Annotated in this window: 16 protein-coding genes and 1 other RNA gene; 11 read left to right on the forward strand and 6 right to left on the reverse strand. The window is 51.0% G+C overall.

Features of this window, described 5'->3' with window-relative positions:
• The first annotated feature begins 4 nt into the window (after positions 1–4).
• Positions 5–670, forward strand: coding sequence for a hypothetical protein (locus BDT_RS00885; protein ID WP_015089374.1), 666 nt, complete (start codon positions 5–7; stop codon positions 668–670).
• Here BDT_RS00885 and BDT_RS00890 read toward each other — a convergent pair.
• The 3 genes from BDT_RS00890 to ssrS form a co-directional block, all read right to left on the reverse strand.
• Entirely contained in the window at positions 641–1,198 is a 558-nt protein-coding gene (locus BDT_RS00890) for a hypothetical protein (protein ID WP_015089375.1), read from the reverse strand. The two genes, BDT_RS00885 and BDT_RS00890, sit on opposite strands and share 30 nt — an antisense overlap.
• Entirely contained in the window at positions 1,180–3,165 is a 1,986-nt protein-coding gene (locus tag BDT_RS00895; protein WP_015089376.1) for a hypothetical protein, read from the reverse strand. Before BDT_RS00895 ends, BDT_RS00890 begins: the two co-directional genes overlap by 19 nt.
• A 118-nt stretch (positions 3,166–3,283) precedes the next feature.
• A non-coding RNA gene (gene ssrS, locus BDT_RS19020) (6S RNA) lies at positions 3,284–3,463 on the reverse strand.
• 140 nt (positions 3,464–3,603) lie between these two features.
• Here ssrS and BDT_RS19140 point away from each other — a divergent pair.
• From BDT_RS19140 to BDT_RS00925, 7 genes are read left to right on the forward strand one after another with little or no spacing between them, the layout of a single operon-like run.
• On the forward strand, positions 3,604–3,762 hold the full coding sequence (locus tag BDT_RS19140; RefSeq protein ID WP_157865624.1) for a hypothetical protein: 159 nt from the start codon (positions 3,604–3,606) through the stop codon (positions 3,760–3,762).
• 56 nt (positions 3,763–3,818) lie between these two features.
• Entirely contained in the window at positions 3,819–5,225 is a 1,407-nt protein-coding gene (xseA, locus tag BDT_RS00900; protein ID WP_015089378.1) for an exodeoxyribonuclease VII large subunit, read from the forward strand.
• A gap of 1 nt (position 5,226) precedes the next feature.
• Positions 5,227–5,451 carry an exodeoxyribonuclease VII small subunit gene (locus tag BDT_RS00905; RefSeq protein ID WP_015089379.1) on the forward strand — a complete coding sequence of 75 codons (225 nt, stop codon included), beginning with the start codon at positions 5,227–5,229 and terminating at the stop codon, positions 5,449–5,451.
• Positions 5,452–5,453: 2 nt separating this feature from the next.
• Entirely contained in the window at positions 5,454–6,323 is an 870-nt protein-coding gene (locus BDT_RS00910; RefSeq protein ID WP_015089380.1) for a polyprenyl synthetase family protein, read from the forward strand.
• A 1-nt stretch (position 6,324) separates the two neighbouring features.
• Positions 6,325–7,101: a TlyA family RNA methyltransferase gene (locus tag BDT_RS00915; protein ID WP_015089381.1), complete on the forward strand. Its 777-nt coding sequence runs from the start codon at positions 6,325–6,327 to the stop codon at positions 7,099–7,101.
• The gene (locus BDT_RS00920; RefSeq protein WP_235046213.1) at positions 7,070–8,071 is read left to right on the forward strand and encodes a patatin-like phospholipase family protein; all 1,002 of its coding nucleotides are present in this window, start codon (positions 7,070–7,072) and stop codon (positions 8,069–8,071) included. The genes BDT_RS00915 and BDT_RS00920 overlap by 32 nt, the downstream gene beginning before the upstream one ends.
• Positions 8,072–8,079: 8 nt before the next feature.
• Entirely contained in the window at positions 8,080–9,402 is a 1,323-nt protein-coding gene (locus tag BDT_RS00925; RefSeq protein WP_051026249.1) for an aminopeptidase P family protein, read from the forward strand.
• A gap of 42 nt (positions 9,403–9,444) precedes the next feature.
• Here BDT_RS00925 and BDT_RS00930 read toward each other — a convergent pair whose 3' ends face one another.
• Positions 9,445–10,761: a PAS domain-containing protein gene (locus BDT_RS00930; RefSeq protein WP_015089385.1), complete on the reverse strand. Its 1,317-nt coding sequence runs from the start codon at positions 10,759–10,761 to the stop codon at positions 9,445–9,447.
• 297 nt (positions 10,762–11,058) lie between these two features.
• On the opposite strand from BDT_RS00930, the gene BDT_RS00935 reads away from it, so the two are divergent.
• Positions 11,059–12,423: a hypothetical protein gene (locus BDT_RS00935; protein ID WP_015089386.1), complete on the forward strand. Its 1,365-nt coding sequence runs from the start codon at positions 11,059–11,061 to the stop codon at positions 12,421–12,423.
• On the opposite strand, the gene BDT_RS00940 is transcribed toward BDT_RS00935, so the two are convergent.
• Complete coding sequence (locus tag BDT_RS00940; protein ID WP_015089387.1) at positions 12,416–13,159, reverse strand: HAD family hydrolase; 744 nt, start codon at positions 13,157–13,159, stop codon at positions 12,416–12,418. The genes BDT_RS00935 and BDT_RS00940 overlap by 8 nt on opposite strands.
• A gap of 51 nt (positions 13,160–13,210) precedes the next feature.
• Between BDT_RS00940 and BDT_RS00945 the strand changes: the two genes are divergently transcribed.
• Positions 13,211–13,666, forward strand: a complete 456-nt coding sequence (locus BDT_RS00945) for a hypothetical protein (RefSeq protein ID WP_148278647.1) — start codon at positions 13,211–13,213, stop codon at positions 13,664–13,666.
• Between the two features lie 3 nt (positions 13,667–13,669).
• Positions 13,670–15,304 (forward strand): glycerol-3-phosphate dehydrogenase/oxidase, encoded by a 1,635-nt coding sequence (locus BDT_RS00950; protein ID WP_015089389.1) that lies wholly within the window; start codon positions 13,670–13,672, stop codon positions 15,302–15,304.
• Here BDT_RS00950 and BDT_RS00955 read toward each other — a convergent pair whose 3' ends face one another.
• Entirely contained in the window at positions 15,305–20,158 is a 4,854-nt protein-coding gene (locus BDT_RS00955; protein ID WP_041576772.1) for a hemagglutinin, read from the reverse strand. It abuts the gene before it with no gap.
• Between the last annotated feature and the right edge of the window lie 40 nt (positions 20,159–20,198).

Raw genomic sequence — 20,198 nt, forward strand, 5'->3', positions numbered from 1 at the left:
ATGAATGCAGTCAGCGCAAGGTGCTCAGAAGCAAACTCCGGACCGGGTTGAAAAATTTCGTCTGTTGTGTGAGCGCCTCGCCCTGGTTCTGCAAAAAGAGGGCTTGTCTGTCAAACCCTACCGTGACCCCGCTCTACCATTTTTTAATCAGCTGAATGAAAATCAAAAAGACATCGCCCTTCAAACCTTGAAGGACTATCTGGAAATCTGCCAGGAAGCCCACGCGGAAAGTTTCTCTTTAAAAGATTCCCCGCGCTTTTGTTGGAAGGCTTTGCGCCGCTGGGGCTTGATCCCGGCCTCTGACTTTTTCGACAAATTACAAGAAGCCGACTCGGTGGAAGTGTACACCGAAGAAGGTCTGCAGGTTTTTCGCAATCTGCGCTTCTTTGAGGTATGCACCTACACTCTGGAAGAGCTTTATTCTTTAGAGTGGTGGAAACTGTACGGTCGTGAAGAGTCGGTGACCCGTGATCTGTTTTCAATTTCTTTGGATCTGATCAACGGACGCATTGCGGGAACTTTGAATTTCGATACCGGCAAGCATGATTTGTGGGAGCTGTCTTCAGAAGGGATGCGCCGTTTTGTGGTGGAGCCTAGGCATGCGTGCTCTCTCCGTCGCAACGGAGAGATTCGTGGCTTTCTATTTACGACGACGGTGGACTGTCTCTGATCCCAGTTGTTCTTCTGCGGATCTTTTCATGTCGGGCGCGGTGGCTTCCATGGTGTCTTCGTTGCGGCTGACAATCACCGCTGAATTACCCAGAACCTCTTCCTGAGCCAAGGCTTTCACCGCCAAAGAGATGGCTTTCTGTTTTTCTTTCGAGAATCCCGTCACGGTGATCTTTAGTTCAACCACCTGGCCGATTTTAACGCCGGACAAAGTGTCAGAGGTGATACCGTCAACCACGCTCACGCCTTCCGGCAGAGACCAGGTGTACGCCAGATCCCCCTGCAGGGTCTGATTTACCAGAACGCGGCCGACAAGATTCACTTCGTCGCTGCCGGATTCAGGGATTTCGTCTTCGGATTTTAATTCAACATGGAAAAGAGCCAGATGCTTCCCAACCGGAGCCGGTCGCCATGTGGACTTGCCAGTCGAGGCGGGTGTGCGATTTTCAGACTTTCCCGCGAACGAGAAAACGGAAACGCCAACAAGCAGTGAGAGGACTGAGGTGATGGCTATCTTTCGGTTCCACATATGACTACTCCATCTTTTTTCAGTCTGTACGTTGCGGTACTTTTAAGTTTGTATTCGGCTTTTTCGTAAGCATCGATTTTTACATTTACAATATAGAACCCTGCCGAAAGTCCATTTAGGCTCACTGATTCGGTTGCTTGGGATGCTGTTTGACGACTTTGTTTGGCAAGGTATTCGCTGGAATATCCAGCCTTCCAGTAGGCGTCTTCGAAGTAGACATAGTCTTTCTTGTAAAGAATAAGATCTAAATTTAGGGGTTCACTGCTGGGGCCAACAGTTGATGAAGTGTATTCCAAGCTAAGAGTTCCCGATCCACCGCCATGATAGAGCAAGTAGAAGTCATTATTGACTTGTTGGTTTGAGCGGGTAACGGGATCTCTTGAGCTCATTTTGGTTTCAGGTGCGCCAACGGTGAAGGTGACATCTGAGCAGGTGGTTGAGCCCAGGTAGTAAGCATAGTCCTTCGTAGTTTTAGTCTGCTTCTCTTCTGAGAGAATGGCGTCCCATTTAGCGGTTGCGCCGCCGATGTTTACAGAAAGTAGATAGTTAAATAAGCCAACACTAGGTACAGGATAGGTCGTCGTGTTTACCAGACTGCTGGTTAGTGGCGTTCCTTTTTTGTGGCCGGAGGTGTCTTCACCCGCAAAGGTCTTCCAGATGTTTGTGAAACTGACGCCTCCACCATATTTTGTGGCTTCATACTGAGCGTCATCCTTGCGAGTGGCTTTATACAAAGCGCGTGACACAGAAACTTCACGGAAGGTTCCGGTGCCGGCAAGGTCTGCTGACGTATTGTCATAGCTAGCGGCCGTTCCATCCTGCCAAAGATTGAAGGAAATGCTGACGCCGGCCGTGTTGCCGGAAGCGCGATAGCCATAAGTATCAACATAGTAGTGATAACGAGGATCCGTCGGGGCGCGACTTTCATCGGCACTGTTATAGGCGGCATTCGCACCACTCAGTACGGCCGCTTGGAAATAGTTGGCCCAGCCTTCACTCCAGGAAAGTCTTGCATCAATGACAAAGTTCCCGGTGTGAGATCCGCCAGGAGATCCGGAGTTCCCGTACACGTCCTCAAGGAAATGACCGTATTCGTGCAGGATCACTGAATCATCAAAGTGGTCGGTGTCCGAAGACTTCACATCACCGTTCACGCCCCCTAAAATGTACAGTTTGCGTTCGCCAGGAGAATAGAATGACAGTGGAGTATTTGAACCAAAATAAGAGTAAGGATTGAATCCGGCCTTCCAGAACACGGTCACTTTGTCAGCCACCCACCAAAGGTTGGGGTTAACTGATGGGGTGCCACCATTGTTCTTGCTGATGTTTCTGCGGATGTATTCATTTGCCAGTAGGATATTGTACATGATGTTGAAGGCTCCGCCTTCAATTCTGGAGGAGATACTTTCGTTGGCTTCGGCGTAGACTGGGTCTGCACTCATGTCCTTAGATCCGGAAGCTACATTGTCAGAAGTTATGGTAATGGTTTTGGCAGCATAGTGAGGAGTGTTGGCATAGATATCCGCTAAGACACTCACTTTCAGATAGTCATTATAAGCGCGCGAAAACACCTTGAACGTGTAGGTGCCAGCCGTCTTTGGAATCATGAAAGAGGCGATCCCCTGAGTAGTGGTTTCGCCCTGTTGAATGCGGGTGCCGGAAGCATCATAGATATGGAATTCAGCAAAGGCGATCGGGATGGCATTGGCCGCAGAAACCACGGAGGTCAGTCCGTTGGTAGAGCTGCCTGGAGTGAAACTTAAACCACGATACAGGAACTTTGCCGGCAGTGTGACGGTCACGGACTGGGCGGCATCCATATCAGTGGGCTTGCCGTAATAGGTCGGTTCTGGGGATGCAGGGGCATTGGATGAATAGTCGCCGCCCTCAAGGCCGCCACCACCACAAGCTGTCAAAATAAGAGTCCACGCGCTGATAAAACCAGCCATCATCCGGTTCAAAGTCATGTAGAACTTATCGGACTTACGGGGGGTGGGCTGAACGCGCGAAAGCCCTATTTCTTAATCGAAATTATTGAGGAAATGACGAAGTTTTTTGCAGGACTGTCTCGGCTTGAGACAAATAAAAAAAGGCTCGAAGACCACTCTGAAAAAGTAAACCTGTTTTAGCTAAGGTGGGTAACCATGATAACAACTTTAGGCTTCTCAGTACGAGCTGAGCTTGCTCACCATTGTCAGGGACAGTCCCCAAAAATATGCTTGTAAGGTTTATTTTCGATAGAGATTTACGCCGTCGAACCCTTCTGTAAATCATTCTATCATGTCTTTCTATATCGTCAATCGAACCGGACTCTTACTTTCCGGTAAAGCTCCGATAAATTGCTTATGACACCAGAAAAGCTCGATTTTATTTTTCCCTTCGTGGTTTTTTTCTATGGACTCCTGATGGTTGTTGTGTTGGAGAACCCTGTCCTGGCGCGCATCGGGCAGGAGCGCATGGGTCAGGCCTATGCCAATTTGGCCAAACACAAATCCCTGGGTTGGGTGTGTTTTTTCGTGGGCGGATTGTGGTCCGTCCAGAACGTTTGGCACTCCAGTCTATAGGTCGTTGACTCTCAATGTATTGACTCCACCCCGAGGGAGCATTAGCCTCTGCTCCCATGTCGGACTCTCCTAATCAGCCTCTTCGCAAAACAGATGTTTCAGCCCAAGCCAGTCTTGGAGCTGCGGACCTATTGACGAAGACCAACGAACCTTCCGTGCTTTCCGTCGAGCAGCTGAATATCTATGTGAAGCAGCTGCTGGAAGGTCAGATCGGTCAGGTGTGGGTGAAGGGGGAGATTTCCAACTTCAAGGCACACACCTCCGGCCATTTTTATTTCAGTCTGAAAGATTCCCGTTCCCAGATCACGGCCGTGATGTTCCGTGGTCACAATGCCCGCTTGAAATTCAAACCCACCGATGGGATGGAAGTCATCGTTCGCGGCCGTATCACGGTGTATGAACCGCGCGGCAACTATCAGCTGATGTGCGAGATGATGGAACCTGTCGGTGCCGGAGCTTTGCAAAAAGCTTTCGAGCAGCTGAAAATGAAATTGAAGGCCGAGGGCTTGTTTGAGTCAGCCCGTAAAAAGCCGATTCCCACTTTCCCAAGACATATTGCGATTGTGACTTCTCCGACCGGGGCGGCGATTCGTGATATTTTGAATGTTCTTTCCCGTCGCGCCAAAGCCATCCAGGTGACGGTGGTTCCAACCATCGTGCAGGGGGAAGCGGCCGCTCCACAAATTTGCGAGGCCTTTAAAAAAGCCACGGCTCTTCCGGGTGTGGATGTTGTGATTGTCGGGCGCGGTGGTGGATCCATTGAAGACATGTGGTGCTTCAATGATGAACGGCTTGCGCGTTTGATTGCGGCAAGCCCGGTCCCGGTGATTTCCGCCGTGGGACATGAAATTGATTTTACTATCGCTGACTTTGTGGCGGACTTGCGTGCGCCAACGCCTTCGGCGGCGGCAGAACTGGTGGCGAAAAGCTCTGGCGAACTGGCCAACAAGGTTGTGTCGCTTGAGCGCATGCTGCATCTGACTTTTGAAAAGAAGATGAAGTTCCTGCGTGAAAAGATGCTGGGTCTTTCCAAGCGCTTGGTAGACCCGAAGCGCCGCTTGCAGGATCTGGAGCTTCGCAATGATGATCTTTTGAACCGTCTGGAGTTCGCGATCAACCGCCGTCTGGCGGAGCGCCGGCACCGGGTGGAGCTGATGAGTCAGAAACTGGGAAGCCCTCAGGATCTGATCGATGAAAAGAAAAAGGATCTGGAATATCTGAAAACACGTTCTGAAAAGGCGCTGCATTTTTCGATTGAAAGAAAAAAGGCCCGCATGGGCAAGGTCATGGCTATGCTGGATAGTCTCAGCCCCCTGAAGGTGGTTGAGCGTGGCTATTCAATCGTGACCAAAAATTCTGAAGTTATTAAATCTGCGAGTCAGGTGAAAAAGGGAGACCTTTTGGATATCCGTCTGGCTCAGGGCTCAGTGACCGCCATCGTGGATGGCGTGAAGGAGGAATAGAATGGATTTTGAAAAGAAACTAGGCCGTCTGGAAGAGATCGTGCAAAAGATGGAAAAAGGCGATCTGGCTTTGGAAGAGTCTTTGAAGCTGTTCGAGGAGGGCGTGAAACTTTCCCGCGAATGTCATCACCGTTTGAACGAAGCTGAATCCAAAGTGAAGCTTTTGATGTCCGTGGGGGCTGATGGTCAGCCTGTGACCACTGACTTCACTCCAGAGGAGAACTAGCCTTGGATCTCGCCATTCAGATTGATCAGGAAATCGCCGCGCGCACCCAGGCTGTGAATCAGTTTGTGGAAAAATATCTGTCTGACATGGAACTGCCGGCAGGCAATGCCATTTCTGAATTGCGAAAGTCCATGCTTTATTCCGCCACCAATGGCGGGAAACGTTTCCGTCCGGTTCTGTCCTTGCTGGTCGGTGAATTGTTCGGGGCCGGTAAAGAGCGCATCTTGCCTTTCGCCGCTGCCGTGGAAATGATTCACACCTATTCTTTGATTCATGATGATCTGCCGTGCATGGATAACGATGACATGCGCCGCGGGAAGCCTACCAATCACAAAGTGTTTGGCGAAGACTTTGCTCTGCTGGCCGGGGATGCTCTTTTGACTGAAGCTTTCATGCTGATTGCGGAAAACTATGGGGATAACAGTTTCCTGGTGGGTCATCTGACACGCCTGTTGTCTTCGGCAGCGGGAATTCGTGGCATGGTCGGTGGTCAGGCGATTGACCTGCGCGCCGGTGACAGGCAAATGTCACTGGAAGAACTGACTCATCTGCACCGTCTTAAAACCGGCGCGTTGATTCGTGTGGCGGTAGAGGGTGCGGCAGTGATTGCCGGGGCAAAGCCGACTGAAATTGAAAGTCTAAAAAAATTCGGTGAAGGTTTGGGGCTTGCTTTCCAAGTGGCGGATGATGTTCTGGATCACGGCGAAAAAGGTCAGGATTTTCGCAGCTTCACCGGTATCCTGGGACTTGAAGGCACCAAGACATATCTGAAGGATGTCAGTGCTTCTACTTTGGCGGAACTGCACAAGGTTTCCGCCGATGCTCCGCTCTTGGAGTATCTGATCAGCTTTAATCAAAACCGTCAGGTGTAACATGAGCGATAAACTGCGTTTGGATCTTTATCTTGTTGAAAAGGGTCTGGCGCAGTCGCGCACGCATGCTCAGGAACTGATCGAGGCCGGTCAGGTTTTTCTTTTTGAAAATTCGCAAAAGCGTATTCTGAAAAAGGCAAGCTTTGCTGTCTTGGACTCGCATCACGGAAAAATTGAAGTTGAAGCCGGTCCGGCGAATCGTTTTGTGTCCCGTGGGGGCCTGAAGCTGGAAGGTGCTTTGGCGCAAGCCGGGGTTTTCGTGCAAGGTCTGAAGGTTCTGGATGTGGGTATTTCCACAGGGGGCTTTACCGATTGTCTTCTGCAAAAGGGCGCAAGCGTGGTGTTGGGTGTGGACGTGGGTCATGGTCAGGTTCACAGCAGCCTTCTTTCCAATCCACGACTGACAGTTATTGAGGGCATCAATGCCCGCAATCTTTCCCGTGAAGAGGCGGTCAATCAGGCCACCCCGCCGGATAAGTTTGATTTGGTCGTTATGGATGTTTCTTTTATTTCTATCTCTTTGATTGTTCCGGAATTGGCGCATTTTCTTAAGACTGAAGGCTGTCTTTTAAGTCTGGTGAAGCCCCAATTTGAGGTCGGCGTTGACGGCCTTGCCAAGGGCGGTATAGTCAAAGATGTTTCACTGTACAAAGAAGTCGAGACGCGAATAAAGGATCTCTGTTCGCATAATGGATTTAAGGTTCTCGATTACTTCCCATCTCCGATTCAGGGAAAGGACGGAAATAATGAGTTCTTCGTTTTTGCCAAAAAAATCTAGTTGGATTGTCTTGTTCCTGTTTCTGGCAAGCTGCCAAAACTTAAGAACCCGGGAAGACATTCGCAAAACTCCGCAACCAACTCCGGGTCGTCCGGGTGTGACTCAACCGCGTCCGCCGGAAAATGTCGGCACTCCGCCACCGATGGAATCAGATGAAGAAGACGTGGCTGAAACGCCACCACCTCCTCCGGCGCCGGTGATTCCGACGATGCCCAAGATCGGTGTGATCCTGGGTGGGGGCGGGGCCAAGACCTACGCGCACATTGGTTTCTTGCATGAACTGCAAAGAGCGAAAGTTCCAGTTTACGCTATCGGCGGGGTTGAATTTGCAGCTCCGATGGCGGCTCTTTACGCCAACAAAGAACTGGCCAACGATGTAGAGTGGCAGATGTTCAAGCTGAAGGATGAAGAAGTTCTGAAAAAATCCCTTCTGGGCGGCGTGAACAAAAATAACGAAGTGACGGTGCTGAAGGACTTTGTCGGTGTGGCATTCAACCGCGCCAAAGTGGAAGACTTTAAAGTCCCGTTTGCCTGTCCGTCATACAACTTGAAGAAGAATCAGGTTTACCTGATGAACCGCGGTGGCATCGATCAGTTGATGTACTCGTGCATGGCGTATCCGCCGTTCTTTAAGCCTTATCAGAACAGTGTGGCGGGGGTTCGCGATATCACGGCTTTGGCGAATTACCTGCGCCAAAAAGGCGCCAACTATATCGTGATGGTCAATGTGCTGCAGGCCCCGGGGGGCTCCAAGCCCTTCACGCTGGAGTCCAGCGCTACTGACAACGTCTTATGGAGTGAAATTGCGGGACTGTATAATAAGCCTTTGCCAGGAGTTGACACTGTCATCTCGCTTGATACATCCAGCTATGGTATTATGGATTTCGACAAGCGTCGTGAGATCATGAACAAGGGCGCAGACTCTGCCGCCCGTCAGTTGAAGGGTCTTACCCGCAAGTGGGGACTTTAGGAGAATTTATGAGCAGAAAACCCATCTATGATATGAACATCTTTTCCGAGAGAAGAAAAAAAGCCGGGGAGCAAATCCCAGGTAGCGCCTTGGTAGTGGCTTCTCATCCGGAATACATCCGCAATCATGACTGTCATTTTCCGTACCGTCAGGATTCCAATCTGTTTTATCTGACTGGCTGGGAAGAGCCTGAATCCGTTTTGATTCATCGTCCGGGTTTGACTCCAGAAACCGTGATGTTCGTGCGCCGTCGTGACGTGGAAAGAGAAACCTGGGATGGTTTCCGCTATGGACCGGAAGGCTGCGAGCGCGAATTTAAAATCGACAAAGCCTATCCGTTTGATGAACTGACCAAAGTGGCGCCTCAGCTTCTGAAAGAAGTGGATCGTGTTTATTACAGTCAGTACAAAAACCAGGAGATGGATCACAAGATGCAGGACATTCTGCAAACGGTGAAAGCTCTGCAGGGTCGCATGGGGAATGGTCTTTTGGCGATTCACGATGCGGATATTTTGCTGGGCGAACTTCGTCTGGTGAAATCTGAATACGAACTGACTCAGTTGCGTGAGGCGTGCGAAATTTCCGCTCAAGCCCATTTGGCAGCAATGCGTTTCACCCGCCCGGGTGTGACAGAGCGCCAGGTGCAAGGGGTGCTTGCGCACAACTTCTATATGAGAGGCTCTGCCCGTGAAGGTTACAACTATATCGTGGCTTCCGGAAATGCCGCGACAACTTTGCACTACAACTTCAACGATCAGGTCTGCAAAGACGGTGATTTGCTGTTGATTGATGCTGGTGCGGAATTTAATTATTACACGGGCGATATCACCCGCACGTATCCGGTGAATGGCAAGTTCACGGACGAGCAGGCGCGTGTTTACGAAGGTGTGTTGAAAGTTCAAAAGCAGATTTGTGACTATGTAAAGCCAGGGATCTTCTTTAAAGACCTGCACGACATGGGCACGTCATTGCTGACGGATCTGATGCTGGATCTGGGTCTGTTGTCCGGTCGCAAGGATGATCTGATTCAGGCGCTGGCGCAGAAAAAGTATTATCCGCACGGTATCGGCCACTGGCTGGGTATGGATGTGCATGATGCGGGTTTGTACTTTAAAAAGAATGAACCTCGTCCGATCGAAGCCAACATGTGCTTCACGATCGAACCGGGTCTTTATATTCCGGCAGACGACGCGTCGGCACCTCAGAAATACCGTGGTATCGGCATTCGTATCGAGGACAACCTGCGTGTGACTTCATCGGGTTCCGAGAACATGACTTCGTCTGTTCCGAAAGAGATTGCTGACATCGAAAAGGTTGTCGGCCAGGTTTAAATGTTTAATGCCAAAAAGGCTCACCTCAGGGTGGGCCTTTTTTTATGCCATCATGCTGTTGTCAACATGGCGAAGACTTTGTGAAATCACGTAAAGATGATTCTTAAGCTCGCTGGAACGAACCAGGCCCCATTGGCTCTCGTTTTCGATCGAGCGCAGGGTTTTCTTAAAGCTGGCGGTCAGATTTTCCATGTCTCCCAGTAACGATTCCAGGGCGCTGGAAAATTCCTTCACCCGGGACATTTCGATTTTCCCCACGACACAAATCACGTCCATACCAGCGGTCACCTTCGACAGCATGTTGATAGACCGGTTCAGGGATTTGTTTTCATTGATCAATTTCTTGGCGGTTTCTTCCACGTCGGCAAAGTTGGCGGAAATAAGATTTTTCAGAAGATCGCAGTTCTTTAAAAGGAATTCCTCCTGATCGGAACTTTGGGTTTCCTCGATCAGGTGATTCATCATCTCAATCTGCAGACGTGACGTTGCCATGGAAAAATACATGCGCGAAGCCGCGATGCTGAAGTTGGCAAAGATCTCGTCAAACTCCCGCGAGCTTTCAGCAATTTCCAGCGCCAGTCGTTCCAGGTTCTTGGAAACCACACTGAGGGTTTTTCCAGCCTCGCCAAGTTTTGCGGCAGAGATGGTAAGGTTGGTCGTGACCATCTGCACTTCCCGGCAGATATCACTGATGCTTTGGGCCTGATTGTTGCGGCTGAATCGTTGGTTCAGCGAATCGGCCAGATCAAACGCAGTGCGCGCGGCTTTGGTGCATTTGCCCGAGGCCTGCTGCATTTCGCCCACACGTTCAGATCGATCGACGGTCAAAGAAGTTTTCTTTTCAAAGTGCAGCAGCAGTTGGTCACGGGACTTCATTTCTTCCAGCAGGGCGCGGGTCATAAAAGCGTCATAGCTATTAAAGCCCCGCTTGTGAAGTTCTGAAAGCAAAAGGCCTTCGCTTTGTTCCATGTTAAGCCCCGTCTTTTCGCGGGAAACCAGTTCAGTATAGATCTTTTGCACTTCGCCCAGAAAGACCGAGGTCGGTTTCAGTCGAATCGACAAATACCCATCGGCCATTGGAAAAGCCATGGCAAAGACCCAGTAGTACTTTCCGGTTCTGGATTTGTTCTTTACGAAAGCGGCGATGGGTTTGTTCGATTGCAAATAGTTCCAGAACAGTTTGAAAACACTGCGGGGCATATCCTGATGGCGAATGATGTTGTGGGGACGGCCCAGTATTTCATCTTGTGAATATTCACTGACCCTGACAAAGACCTGATTGCCTGACTCGATTCGCCCCTTAAAATCAGTTTTAGAGAAGAACAGCTCATCCAGTGCAAAGTCGGCTTCCAATGTCATCCCATCACCTCGTGCAAGGTCCGCTTTATACTCGACAGAAAATTCGCAGCAACAAATATGAGATATCCAATGGAATATTCCACCGCCTCGGTGGAGGTGTTCCTCGCATCTGTTGGGAGAAACGTTCGTCGAGTTTCCGGGCGCTGGTTGTTGCTGTGGGAGCGGATTTGCGGCGGTTATCATTTAGGGCCTGTAATAAGAGCAGATCGGAACGACCCTCTGCTGATCTGGTACGGAACACCTGCTTGGCATAAACATTGATCTCTAAGCCACTGAAAACTTAAACAGGAGATATCCATGAAAAAGAATTCAGTGAACTGGAACAAGCTGGGCTTGGTGAGTCTTTTGCTTGCGGCAGGTCCCGCAGGCGCGGCGGATAAAACCGTGCATTGGGATACGAATGCCTATTGGAGAGGTGGCGATCAATCCTATCAATGTTATGACCGGGGTGGAATTTACCACGAAGGCATCTGTCTGGAGGGCTCTGCTTCTGCGCAGGTGGCGGCGGTCATCAACAATGATCTTCGCCGCGAAGGTGGTAATGAAACTTCGATGGGCGACATGGTTACCGAGGTGGAAGGAAAGATTTCCAAAACTTTCGCCAATCGCCATTTCAAGCAGATCTTTATTTCGATCAGCGCCATCCCGAAAAATCAGGTGCTGGATTATAACGAAAAGAATGAACAGAACTTCCATAACTCCGATCGTCTGCGCGCCGATGGTTACGTGGACCGTCCATGGTTCCTGGCAAATATCGGAGCCAACATTGCGATGACGGATTCGCAGGATGTGACTGTTCTTGCCGGCGCGTTCCCGGTCAGCGGCCTGAATCCACTGCAAGGCAAGCCCAGCCGGTACTATGTGACAGCTCCTTATGGTTTGATGGTTCGTTATGACAAAGGGATTCAGATGAACTATCAGCTGAAAGAAGAGCTGGATCGTGTGTTGTTGGCATCCTTTAGCGTTGTTGACGGGGACACCATCAAAGGTGAATCCAGTCTGGATCCGGCAGACTCGCGTGCGAATTCCTATCCAGCCTATGGTGGCACGGTGGAATTGCGCGTAGCCAACGCCCTTCGCAAGGTTTTCGACAAATCAGCTCCGTATCTGAAGAATCATGATCTTTATATCGGTGTGACGGGCGCGCATGGAGACGTGGGAAGCTTCCCGGGTGAAAAAAGAGCCCAGGATGATATGACCACTTACTTGGGATACATGTTCACATCCAAGTACGGTGAGGCCGAAGTGCGCGTCTTCCGCGCGGACTTTACTCGTAACAAACAAGGTGATGGTAACGGCCGTCGTCCCCATGCCCAGCACGTGAATTCAAAAGCTCATGGTGTGGAAGTGGCGATGCGTGGAGTGGAGGCGGGGCCCTGCGCCTGGGACTTCTATTACAACCAGCATGTCTTTAATACGGACGCCGCATTTGCCGATGGTGAATTTACGTTTGAAAAGGTTCGCGGGGTGCGCGGCTGGGCTGCCGGCACCACTTGTCGTAATCTGTTGGGCATGAAGAATCTGGATATCGGTTTTGAATATGGCAGCACCCAGCTGGATCGCAAAGGTGCCAAGGAAAACCTGAAATATCCTAACAAGGCCAATCAGTTCAATTTGACGTTAAGCTATCGCTTTAATATGAATAAATTGTTCGTTAGATGAAGCGATGGGACAGCCAGGAGAACTTTTCCGCGTTCTCCTGCAGTTCTTTTTCGGTCTTGAACAGTTTGTCATCACGGGAAGCGGCGCTGACGGCAAGGCTCAGATGCGTCGCGGATTGCAGCAGGTTGTAATCGCCCATGGTGTTGCCGGAAGCAAAGAACGGCCTTTTACCGCCGGTGGCTTCCAGAAGGGCTTCCACTTTTCCTTCACGATAAGTGATCGTGCCTTTTTGGCGATCGCTGATCACGCCGTTATCCACTTGGGTTTCCACACCCAGCACATCGTTTTTAGTCAGTCCCAGCATTTCTGCGCCGGGCTCCACCGCCCATTTAACCGATGCGGTGATGATGTAGACTTTCACACCCCTGGAAAGAAACAGATCGATCAATTTCTTTTGCTCCAAAAACACCGGCACTGGAAAGTGACCCTTGACCGCGTCAACGGCCCACTGGTGCACCTGCTCCAGTTTTTGTCCCTGACAGATTTGGGCTAGCCAAAGGTAGGCTTTGCGCGGATCTGCGGCTTTCATGTCTTCGTAGTGTTCCCAGGGTTGTGGCGGAAGAGTCACAAGTTTGTTGTCGATCTGGTGATGAAAGAAAGTTTCGCCAAGATCGGTATCCCACAAAGTACCATCCGCATCAAAGGCGGCCACAGGTGCAGAATCCTGTTTTAAAACTTGGTCCAGTGTCGTATTTATGCGGTTCCAAATGTCGGTGGAATAGTCTTTGTATTTCATAGTGTCTTAGTATGAAATATGAAAAGTAAAATGACAAGGAGACCTGAGGGCATGAGCCTGTATTGCCGCGTGATTCAGCCGGAAGATTTGCAACAGATTTTGGATCTGGAAAATAAAAAGCTCGCAGAAACCTATCCGGATGAAATGGAACGAATGATTGCCACCTGGAATTCCAAATTCCGTGTCGAGGCTCTGAACCATTACATCGCCCTGGGCTGGAGTTTTCTGGCTGAGGAGCAGGGCACAAACAAGCTGATGGGTTATTTCATTGCCCAGCCGCTGTTGTTCCTGGATGGACAGACTCAGACCCTGTGGGTGGAGCATGTGCAGTACAACTCCCTGCAGGCCCGCGATGAACTTTGTGAGCTGGCCTATAAATTGGGCCGCGAAAAGCATCTGCAACGGGTTTACTTCCCCAACGACAACGGAGTACCGAACTCCGTAAAAGCTTTCAAGGCCGAAAGCTGGCAGCCGGGGACTCTTTCAGTCAAGACGACAAAAGGATAAGCCATGAAGAATTTCTCCTTCGCGAACAGAATTCAAAATATCAACAAGATGAAATCCCAGGATTTTGATCTGGTGATAATCGGAGGAGGAATCAACGGAGCGGGTGTGGCGCGGGACGCCTCGGCGCGCGGCATGCGTGTGGCTTTGATTGAGGCCCGTGACTTTGCATCTGGCACGTCGTCAAAATCCTCCAAACTTATTCACGGCGGCATTCGTTATCTGGAAAACATGGAATTCAAACTTGTTTTCGAGGCACTCAATGAAAGAACCCGCCTGTTTGAAATGGCTCCGCATCTGGTGCATCCGTTGCGCTTTATGATTCCACTTTATCAGGAAAGCCGTGTGGGCATGGGTAAGATGGGTCTTGGCATGTGGCTGTATGATGCCTTGTCATTGTTCCAGGCACCTGAAATGCACGAACGCCTGAATGCCCAGGCCTCTATCGAGCGCATGCCGGCAATTCGTCCCAATAACCTGCTGGGATCTTATATTTATTCTGACGCCTATATGGACGATGATCGTCTGGTTCATGAAACCATGAGATCGGCGAATGAAAACGGCGCGCTGTGTGTGAACTATGTGAAAGCCACCGGGGTTAACTTTGGCCCGGATGGAAAAATCCAGTCAGTGAAGTGCGAAGATCAGCATTCCAGGGAAAAATTTTCTATCAAAGCCCGCCATGTGATCAGCAGTGTGGGCCCGTGGACTGACGAACTGGGTGAAAGCATCTTTAAAGACTGGAAAAAGATTCTTCGTCCCACCAAAGGGATTCATCTGACTTTGCCGAAGCACCGTCTGCCTTTGACCAGTGCGGTGGTGATGGGTGCGGAAAAAAGTGATCGCATCGTGTTCGGGATTCCCCGTCACGAGATGATCATTATTGGAACCACGGACACCGACTTTAAGGAATCTCCGGAAAATGTGACCACCACACCCGAAGACGTGAAGTATCTGCTTTCAATCACGGATCACTATTTCCCGGGTGCCAATCTGACAGCTCACGATATTATCGCAAGCTATGCCGGGGTTCGTCCGCTTGTGGCAGATGGCTCCAGCAGTGAAGGCAAAACCAGCCGCGAGCACACGATTCTGTCTGACGACCGCGGCATTACTTTTGTGGCCGGTGGAAAATACACGACGTATCGCTTGATGTGCGAACAAACCGTAAAAGCGGCTTTAAAATTCTTTACGTTTGAAGAGCGTGTGACCTGGGCTAAATCCAACACCATCAAACCATTGAATCCCTACACCAGTGTTGATGCCTTCCAACAAGCCAAGGTTCAGGCGGATTTGTGGGCGCGTGAAGCCGGGCACTCGGCGGAAGACATGCGCCTGCTGGCAGAACGTTATGGCATGGAAGGCGAAGAGATCTTAAACAGATATTCTTCCGACATGACTTACTGGCAGCTGGAGGCAGCTCAGGCGATTGATTCGACGATGTGTCTGCATATGCGTGACTTCTTTGCGCGCCGGGTTCCATTGTTCCTGGCGGATCGCAATCACGGCGTGAAGCACATGGAGGAAATCGGTAAAGTCTTCCAGGAAAAGCTGGGCTGGAACGAAGCCCGCCTGAAAGAAGAACTGCACATGCTGACTGAATACATGGCCCACGAAGTGGAATGGAAAAAACATTTCTAATTAAGGAATGAAATATTCAGAAACTGCCGGCAGACCATTTTGCATGGCCATAAAGACCAGGCGCTTTGGTTTTGGCCCGGAAGCGGCCTTGATCAGAATGCGACGGCCCTGGCAGGTGATAGAGTCTGTCGGCATCGGAAGCTCGGTCACCGTAAAGTGAGTTCCGGAACCCAGCGGCCATACGGCGGTATTTCCCAGATCCCCGGCGTTGTGAATCGCCACCTTGTAAAGTTTCTTATCGACATTGCCGCAGTAATAAATCGCCGATCCCGCAGAATCATAGGCATACGCACTTGGAATCTGCGGCAGGGTCAGCAGGGTTTTTACATTTCCGGAATACAGCACGTGCATCTTCGCCGTCAGGATCGACACATGCACCGGAGGCGTATACATCCAGCCACTGAGCTGATCAAAGTACACCGGTGCTGCAACCCGGTGAACCCCCACGATACCCAAAGAACAATCTGTGGAAAGTCCATCCGGACAGTCATCGGCATCAGAATCCAGACTGATACGGCCCCCAACGTGAAGAGTGGTCGTTGGTGTGATCAGACGGAAGGTGGCATTGTTATGAGCTGTCCCGTTCCAATAAAGGTTGTTCATCAAAAGATTGCCGGACTTGTAAGCGACGATTTCAGGAGAATACCCCGACAGCAGCAAGTCCCCATGGTTGATGGAAGTTTGAGTGTAGCTTGGGGTTGCCCCTTCCCCATTCAGAATTTGTTCCCACAGACCGGTGGCGCGATTTAAGCGGCAAATGCTGTGATAAACCGTATAAGTGCTTGGAGGAGTGATCAGCACCTGATGGTTTGCGCAGTTCATGTAAACGTCGCCATTGGCAGGATTGGTGGCAAACTGATTGGCATCCCACCAGTTCCCCATAAGAATGGACTGCAGATTGGCGGCAACACCGAAGTTGACTCCACCGTTGGCACCATTACCCGCCACCAGTCGTACTTCCGGCAAAGAGCCCGGCGATACTTCACGCAGTTTGTTTTGCTGGTGATCCAGAAGCATCACGCCGTCGCCCACGCTGTGATCAATGTAGGTGACAGAAGCCAAACGCATATCAAATCCAGAACCACCATCGCCGGCGTCTTTGCGCTGACCAAACAGGGTGTAGACTTTCCCGTTCACCACAGTTCGGATAATTCCCCGCGCCGAGAAGAAGATCCGGCCATAACGATCGACAAAGACGTCATCCAGGGCCACCGGGCAGGATGTCGCATCGATGCCATCTGCACATTCCCCCTGAACGCCGGTTCCCAGAACCCGTATCCATGTTCCATCATCCTGCAACTGGCTGACGCCATTTTCGGTGGATCGATTCGCGCGGTACACGCGGCCATCCATGCCTTGGACTTCATAATAGTTCAGTGACGAGTTGCCAAACGGATGATTTGGGAAAACACCGTTACCAATCAGGGTCACCGGATCAAGTTCCGTCATCGGGCCATAAGCATTACCCGGCACACTGTGCACGCCTTGAACGTAAGCTTTTTGAATGGCACTGGTCGCAGGATCAAATCTTAAGCTGAAGAAGGAATAAGCCATTGTATCCAGATCCCAGGCAGGCTGACCAAAGACACCTGTACCAGAGAATCGGACGCTTTCCACACGAGGAACCGCCAGGGAGCCTTTGTACAGACGGATGCGACCGCTGTTGTTTTTGGCGGCTTGCGGTTTTTCGGAAATGAAATACAGATCCCCGTTGGGCATCGGAATAAATGGTGAACGTTTACGGATTGGCCAGGTTTCATCCACGGTCGGAGTTTTAATAATATTGATTTTTAAATCACGCGGATCGGCCACGGTGTCGGCAGTGTCAGTTCCAAGATTTCCCGCCGGGTCCGCGCCGATCAGGGTTTCGATTGTCATCGGAGTGACGTTGGTGTCGATTCGGCGGATCATCTCGCGGTCATAAACCAGAATGCGATTTTGATAATCGAGTGCGGTTCGCAAGATGGCCTTGGCGCGGGCTTGTTCCACCGGGATGCCGTCGCCGAAAGCATTTTCATTTTCTTTCGTCAGACGCAAAAGAACCTTCGAGTTGTTGGTGGTTGGATCGATATAGATGATCCCGTACGAAGAATCATTAAAGAAGATCTTTCCATCAGTGGTGACAAGCACCGTGCCCGGAGCCGTGTCCGTGTTCACGCTGGTGTTAAAGACGGTGCTCTTGGCATTGCCGTCATGTCCTGGGTCCTGATTGCCGGCGATCAGATTGTAAGCGCCGCTGTTCAGCGGGGGACTGGTAACCTGGGATGTTTGCCCGTTGTTGTCAGTCACACGAATCTGCAATTTAAAGAAAGTGTCGTTTGGAACGGTGGAGCTCCAAAGATAGCAACCCGTGCGGGGCGCCGAATAGGAACACGCGGTAGAGTTGCTGGAGTTGTTGGCCAGTGTGTTTGAAATCAAAGTGAACGGTTCACCGTCGATGGCGTAAAGCAGTTCGACTTTGGCGATAGTGCCATTGTCACTGGCTTGCCAGCTGATATGAGCGGCGGCGCCATTGGCAAAGTTCATATCGAAAGTATTCGGCGGATTGTTGGGAGTGGCTGAATTCACGGTCAGGAAGTTTGCCACCACGGGCGGTGGGTCGTTGACGTAATTGATGGTGTTATAATCTTTTTCAAGTGTGGCGGAATTGGTGCTGATATTGCCGCCGACATCCATCACCCACGCATAAATGTTATAACTGCCAAAATTAATTCCCAGGAAGAAATCAAAATCCACCAACGTCAGAGTGGGCAGTTCGGCAAGGCCCGGTTTGGGCGCCTTCACGCTGACCCAGCAGCTGTCGGAAGCGTTCGGTGCGCTGTTGGCAGTTTTAAGACAGAATTTAGTGATAGCCGTTTCTGCATCCGCAGCTTTCAAGCTGACGGTCACGTAAGATCGGACAGTGTCATCCGGATCCAGTTGTCCGTTTATTTTCATTTCACCGGCAGTGATCACAGGTTTGATTGTATCCAGAATCACATCAAAGGCATTGCTGGCACCGGTACCGGTCAGGCCGTGGCCATCCGTCAAGCGGGCGCGAACCTGCACATTGGTGTTATAGGCATTCGGTGTCCAGTTTACGGTGAAGGACTTGTTGTTCATCGGACCCGCAAGACCCAGCGCGCGACTCGTCGCCACATTCCAGGTGGCGCCGCCATCAGTGGAATAGTCCAAATACAACGTGTCAGCGGCGCTCACGGTGGCTTCGGTGACATACACCACAAACGGATAGCTGACATTGATCGCCAAAGTCGGCACCGGATCCAAAGTCAGAATCGGCGCTTTGCTGTCATAAGTGATAGTAAAGACCGTCGCGGTGGAAACGTTACCGGCTTCGTCACGGGCATAGAAGCGCACGTTGCGAAGGCCCTGTTGATCCCCATTGGCACTCAGATCAAAGGAATAGTTCTGAGCCGCTGTCGAGCAGGCAATCCAGCCGGAATCACCCAAAGCCGGAGGCGCATTGATTTCTTTTATCATAATGAAAGTCGCATCACTGCAATCGTTGACGGTGAATTGGGCATCAGGATTGTTTGTGGTTGCGGCGGTGTTCAGTGTCACCGACGGAGCCACGATCACATTGTCCCGTACCAAAGAATAAGCGGTGTGATGGGTTGTGTTGCCGGCTCCATCGGTCGAAGACAAAGTGAAGTTCTTCAATCCATCAACGGCCGTCAGGGTGACGTTGAAACTAAAAGTACCACCAACGCTGCACGTTCCGGTGGACGGCGACGTTGTATAGTCGCCGGCAAAGCTCAACGAAGCGCCTGCCTCGCAAGTGCCAGACACAGTGACGGCAGACTTGTGTTTGCTGCCAGCCAACGGGCTTGTGATATTCAGTGCCGGGCCCGCGGTGTCGATGATGACCGCGCCGGATTCAATGACGGCGGTGTCGGGCTGCCAGTTGTCAGCCTGGTCCCCGGCAATGAAACAAAGGCGGTATTCGCCATCCCCTGCAAAGCTGAAAGTCGCCGGAGTCCCCGCCGGAACCGGAGTGGTCGCCATGATCGCTGCCCACTGATTGCTGCAATCGGTGTCCTTCACAATCACATAGCGATATTGAGTGGCATCGGCAGGCACGGTTACAGTGACGGAGCGATCGGCATCGTTGTTGGAAAGAGCACTGCCTAAAGAACCGAAAGTCACCGGCAGAAGGGGCGCCAATGAATCCTTGTTGAAGGAAGAGCTGTTTGCCGTCCCTGTATTTCCGGCACTGTCGGTTTGGGAAACCTGTAAAATGGTTGCACCATCATTCAGGGCGCCCACAATCACCGGGCCACTGAAAGTGCCGTTGCTGCAGGTGAAGGTCGCCAGCGTCGTGCCCTGGAAAAGAACTGACACCGGTCCGTCATCATCTTCGCATGTCCCATCCACGGGCAAAGCGGCAATCAGCGCATTGCCAACTTCCGCTGGCAGTGGCGTGGCGAAGCTGACGTTCGGTGCGATGATGTCTTTGGTGACCGCAGTTTCATTCGAAGACTTCACGCCGGCCAAAGACGTCACTTCCAGTTTTACTGTGTACTCAGCATCCGGCCAGCCTTGAGTGTTCACATCCAGACTGAAGCTTCCGTCCTGACAGACGGTGGTGAATACTTTTGGCTCCATGGTCGACAGGCTGTTCAGGCTGGGCTGAATGATGACTTCGATTTTCTGCTTCGGATAGTAACATTCACCGCGCAGATTATAGTTTGAAAGGCTGTCAGAGGAATTGATGATCAGGGATTCAATTTTGGTTCCGGTACCGTCGGTCAGAACCGGTGCCGTCAGGGAATTATAGTCCGTAAGGTTGCCCACAAGGGTGCAACCCGAGACCAGACCCGTGATAAGGAAAATCCAAAGTGCCATTACGTTCATTGCATTACTTATCGGACGATGTTTCGTCATGTTTAACCGA

The organism is Bdellovibrio bacteriovorus str. Tiberius (assembly GCF_000317895.1).
Classification (GTDB): Bacteria; Bdellovibrionota; Bdellovibrionia; order Bdellovibrionales; family Bdellovibrionaceae; genus Bdellovibrio; species Bdellovibrio bacteriovorus_F.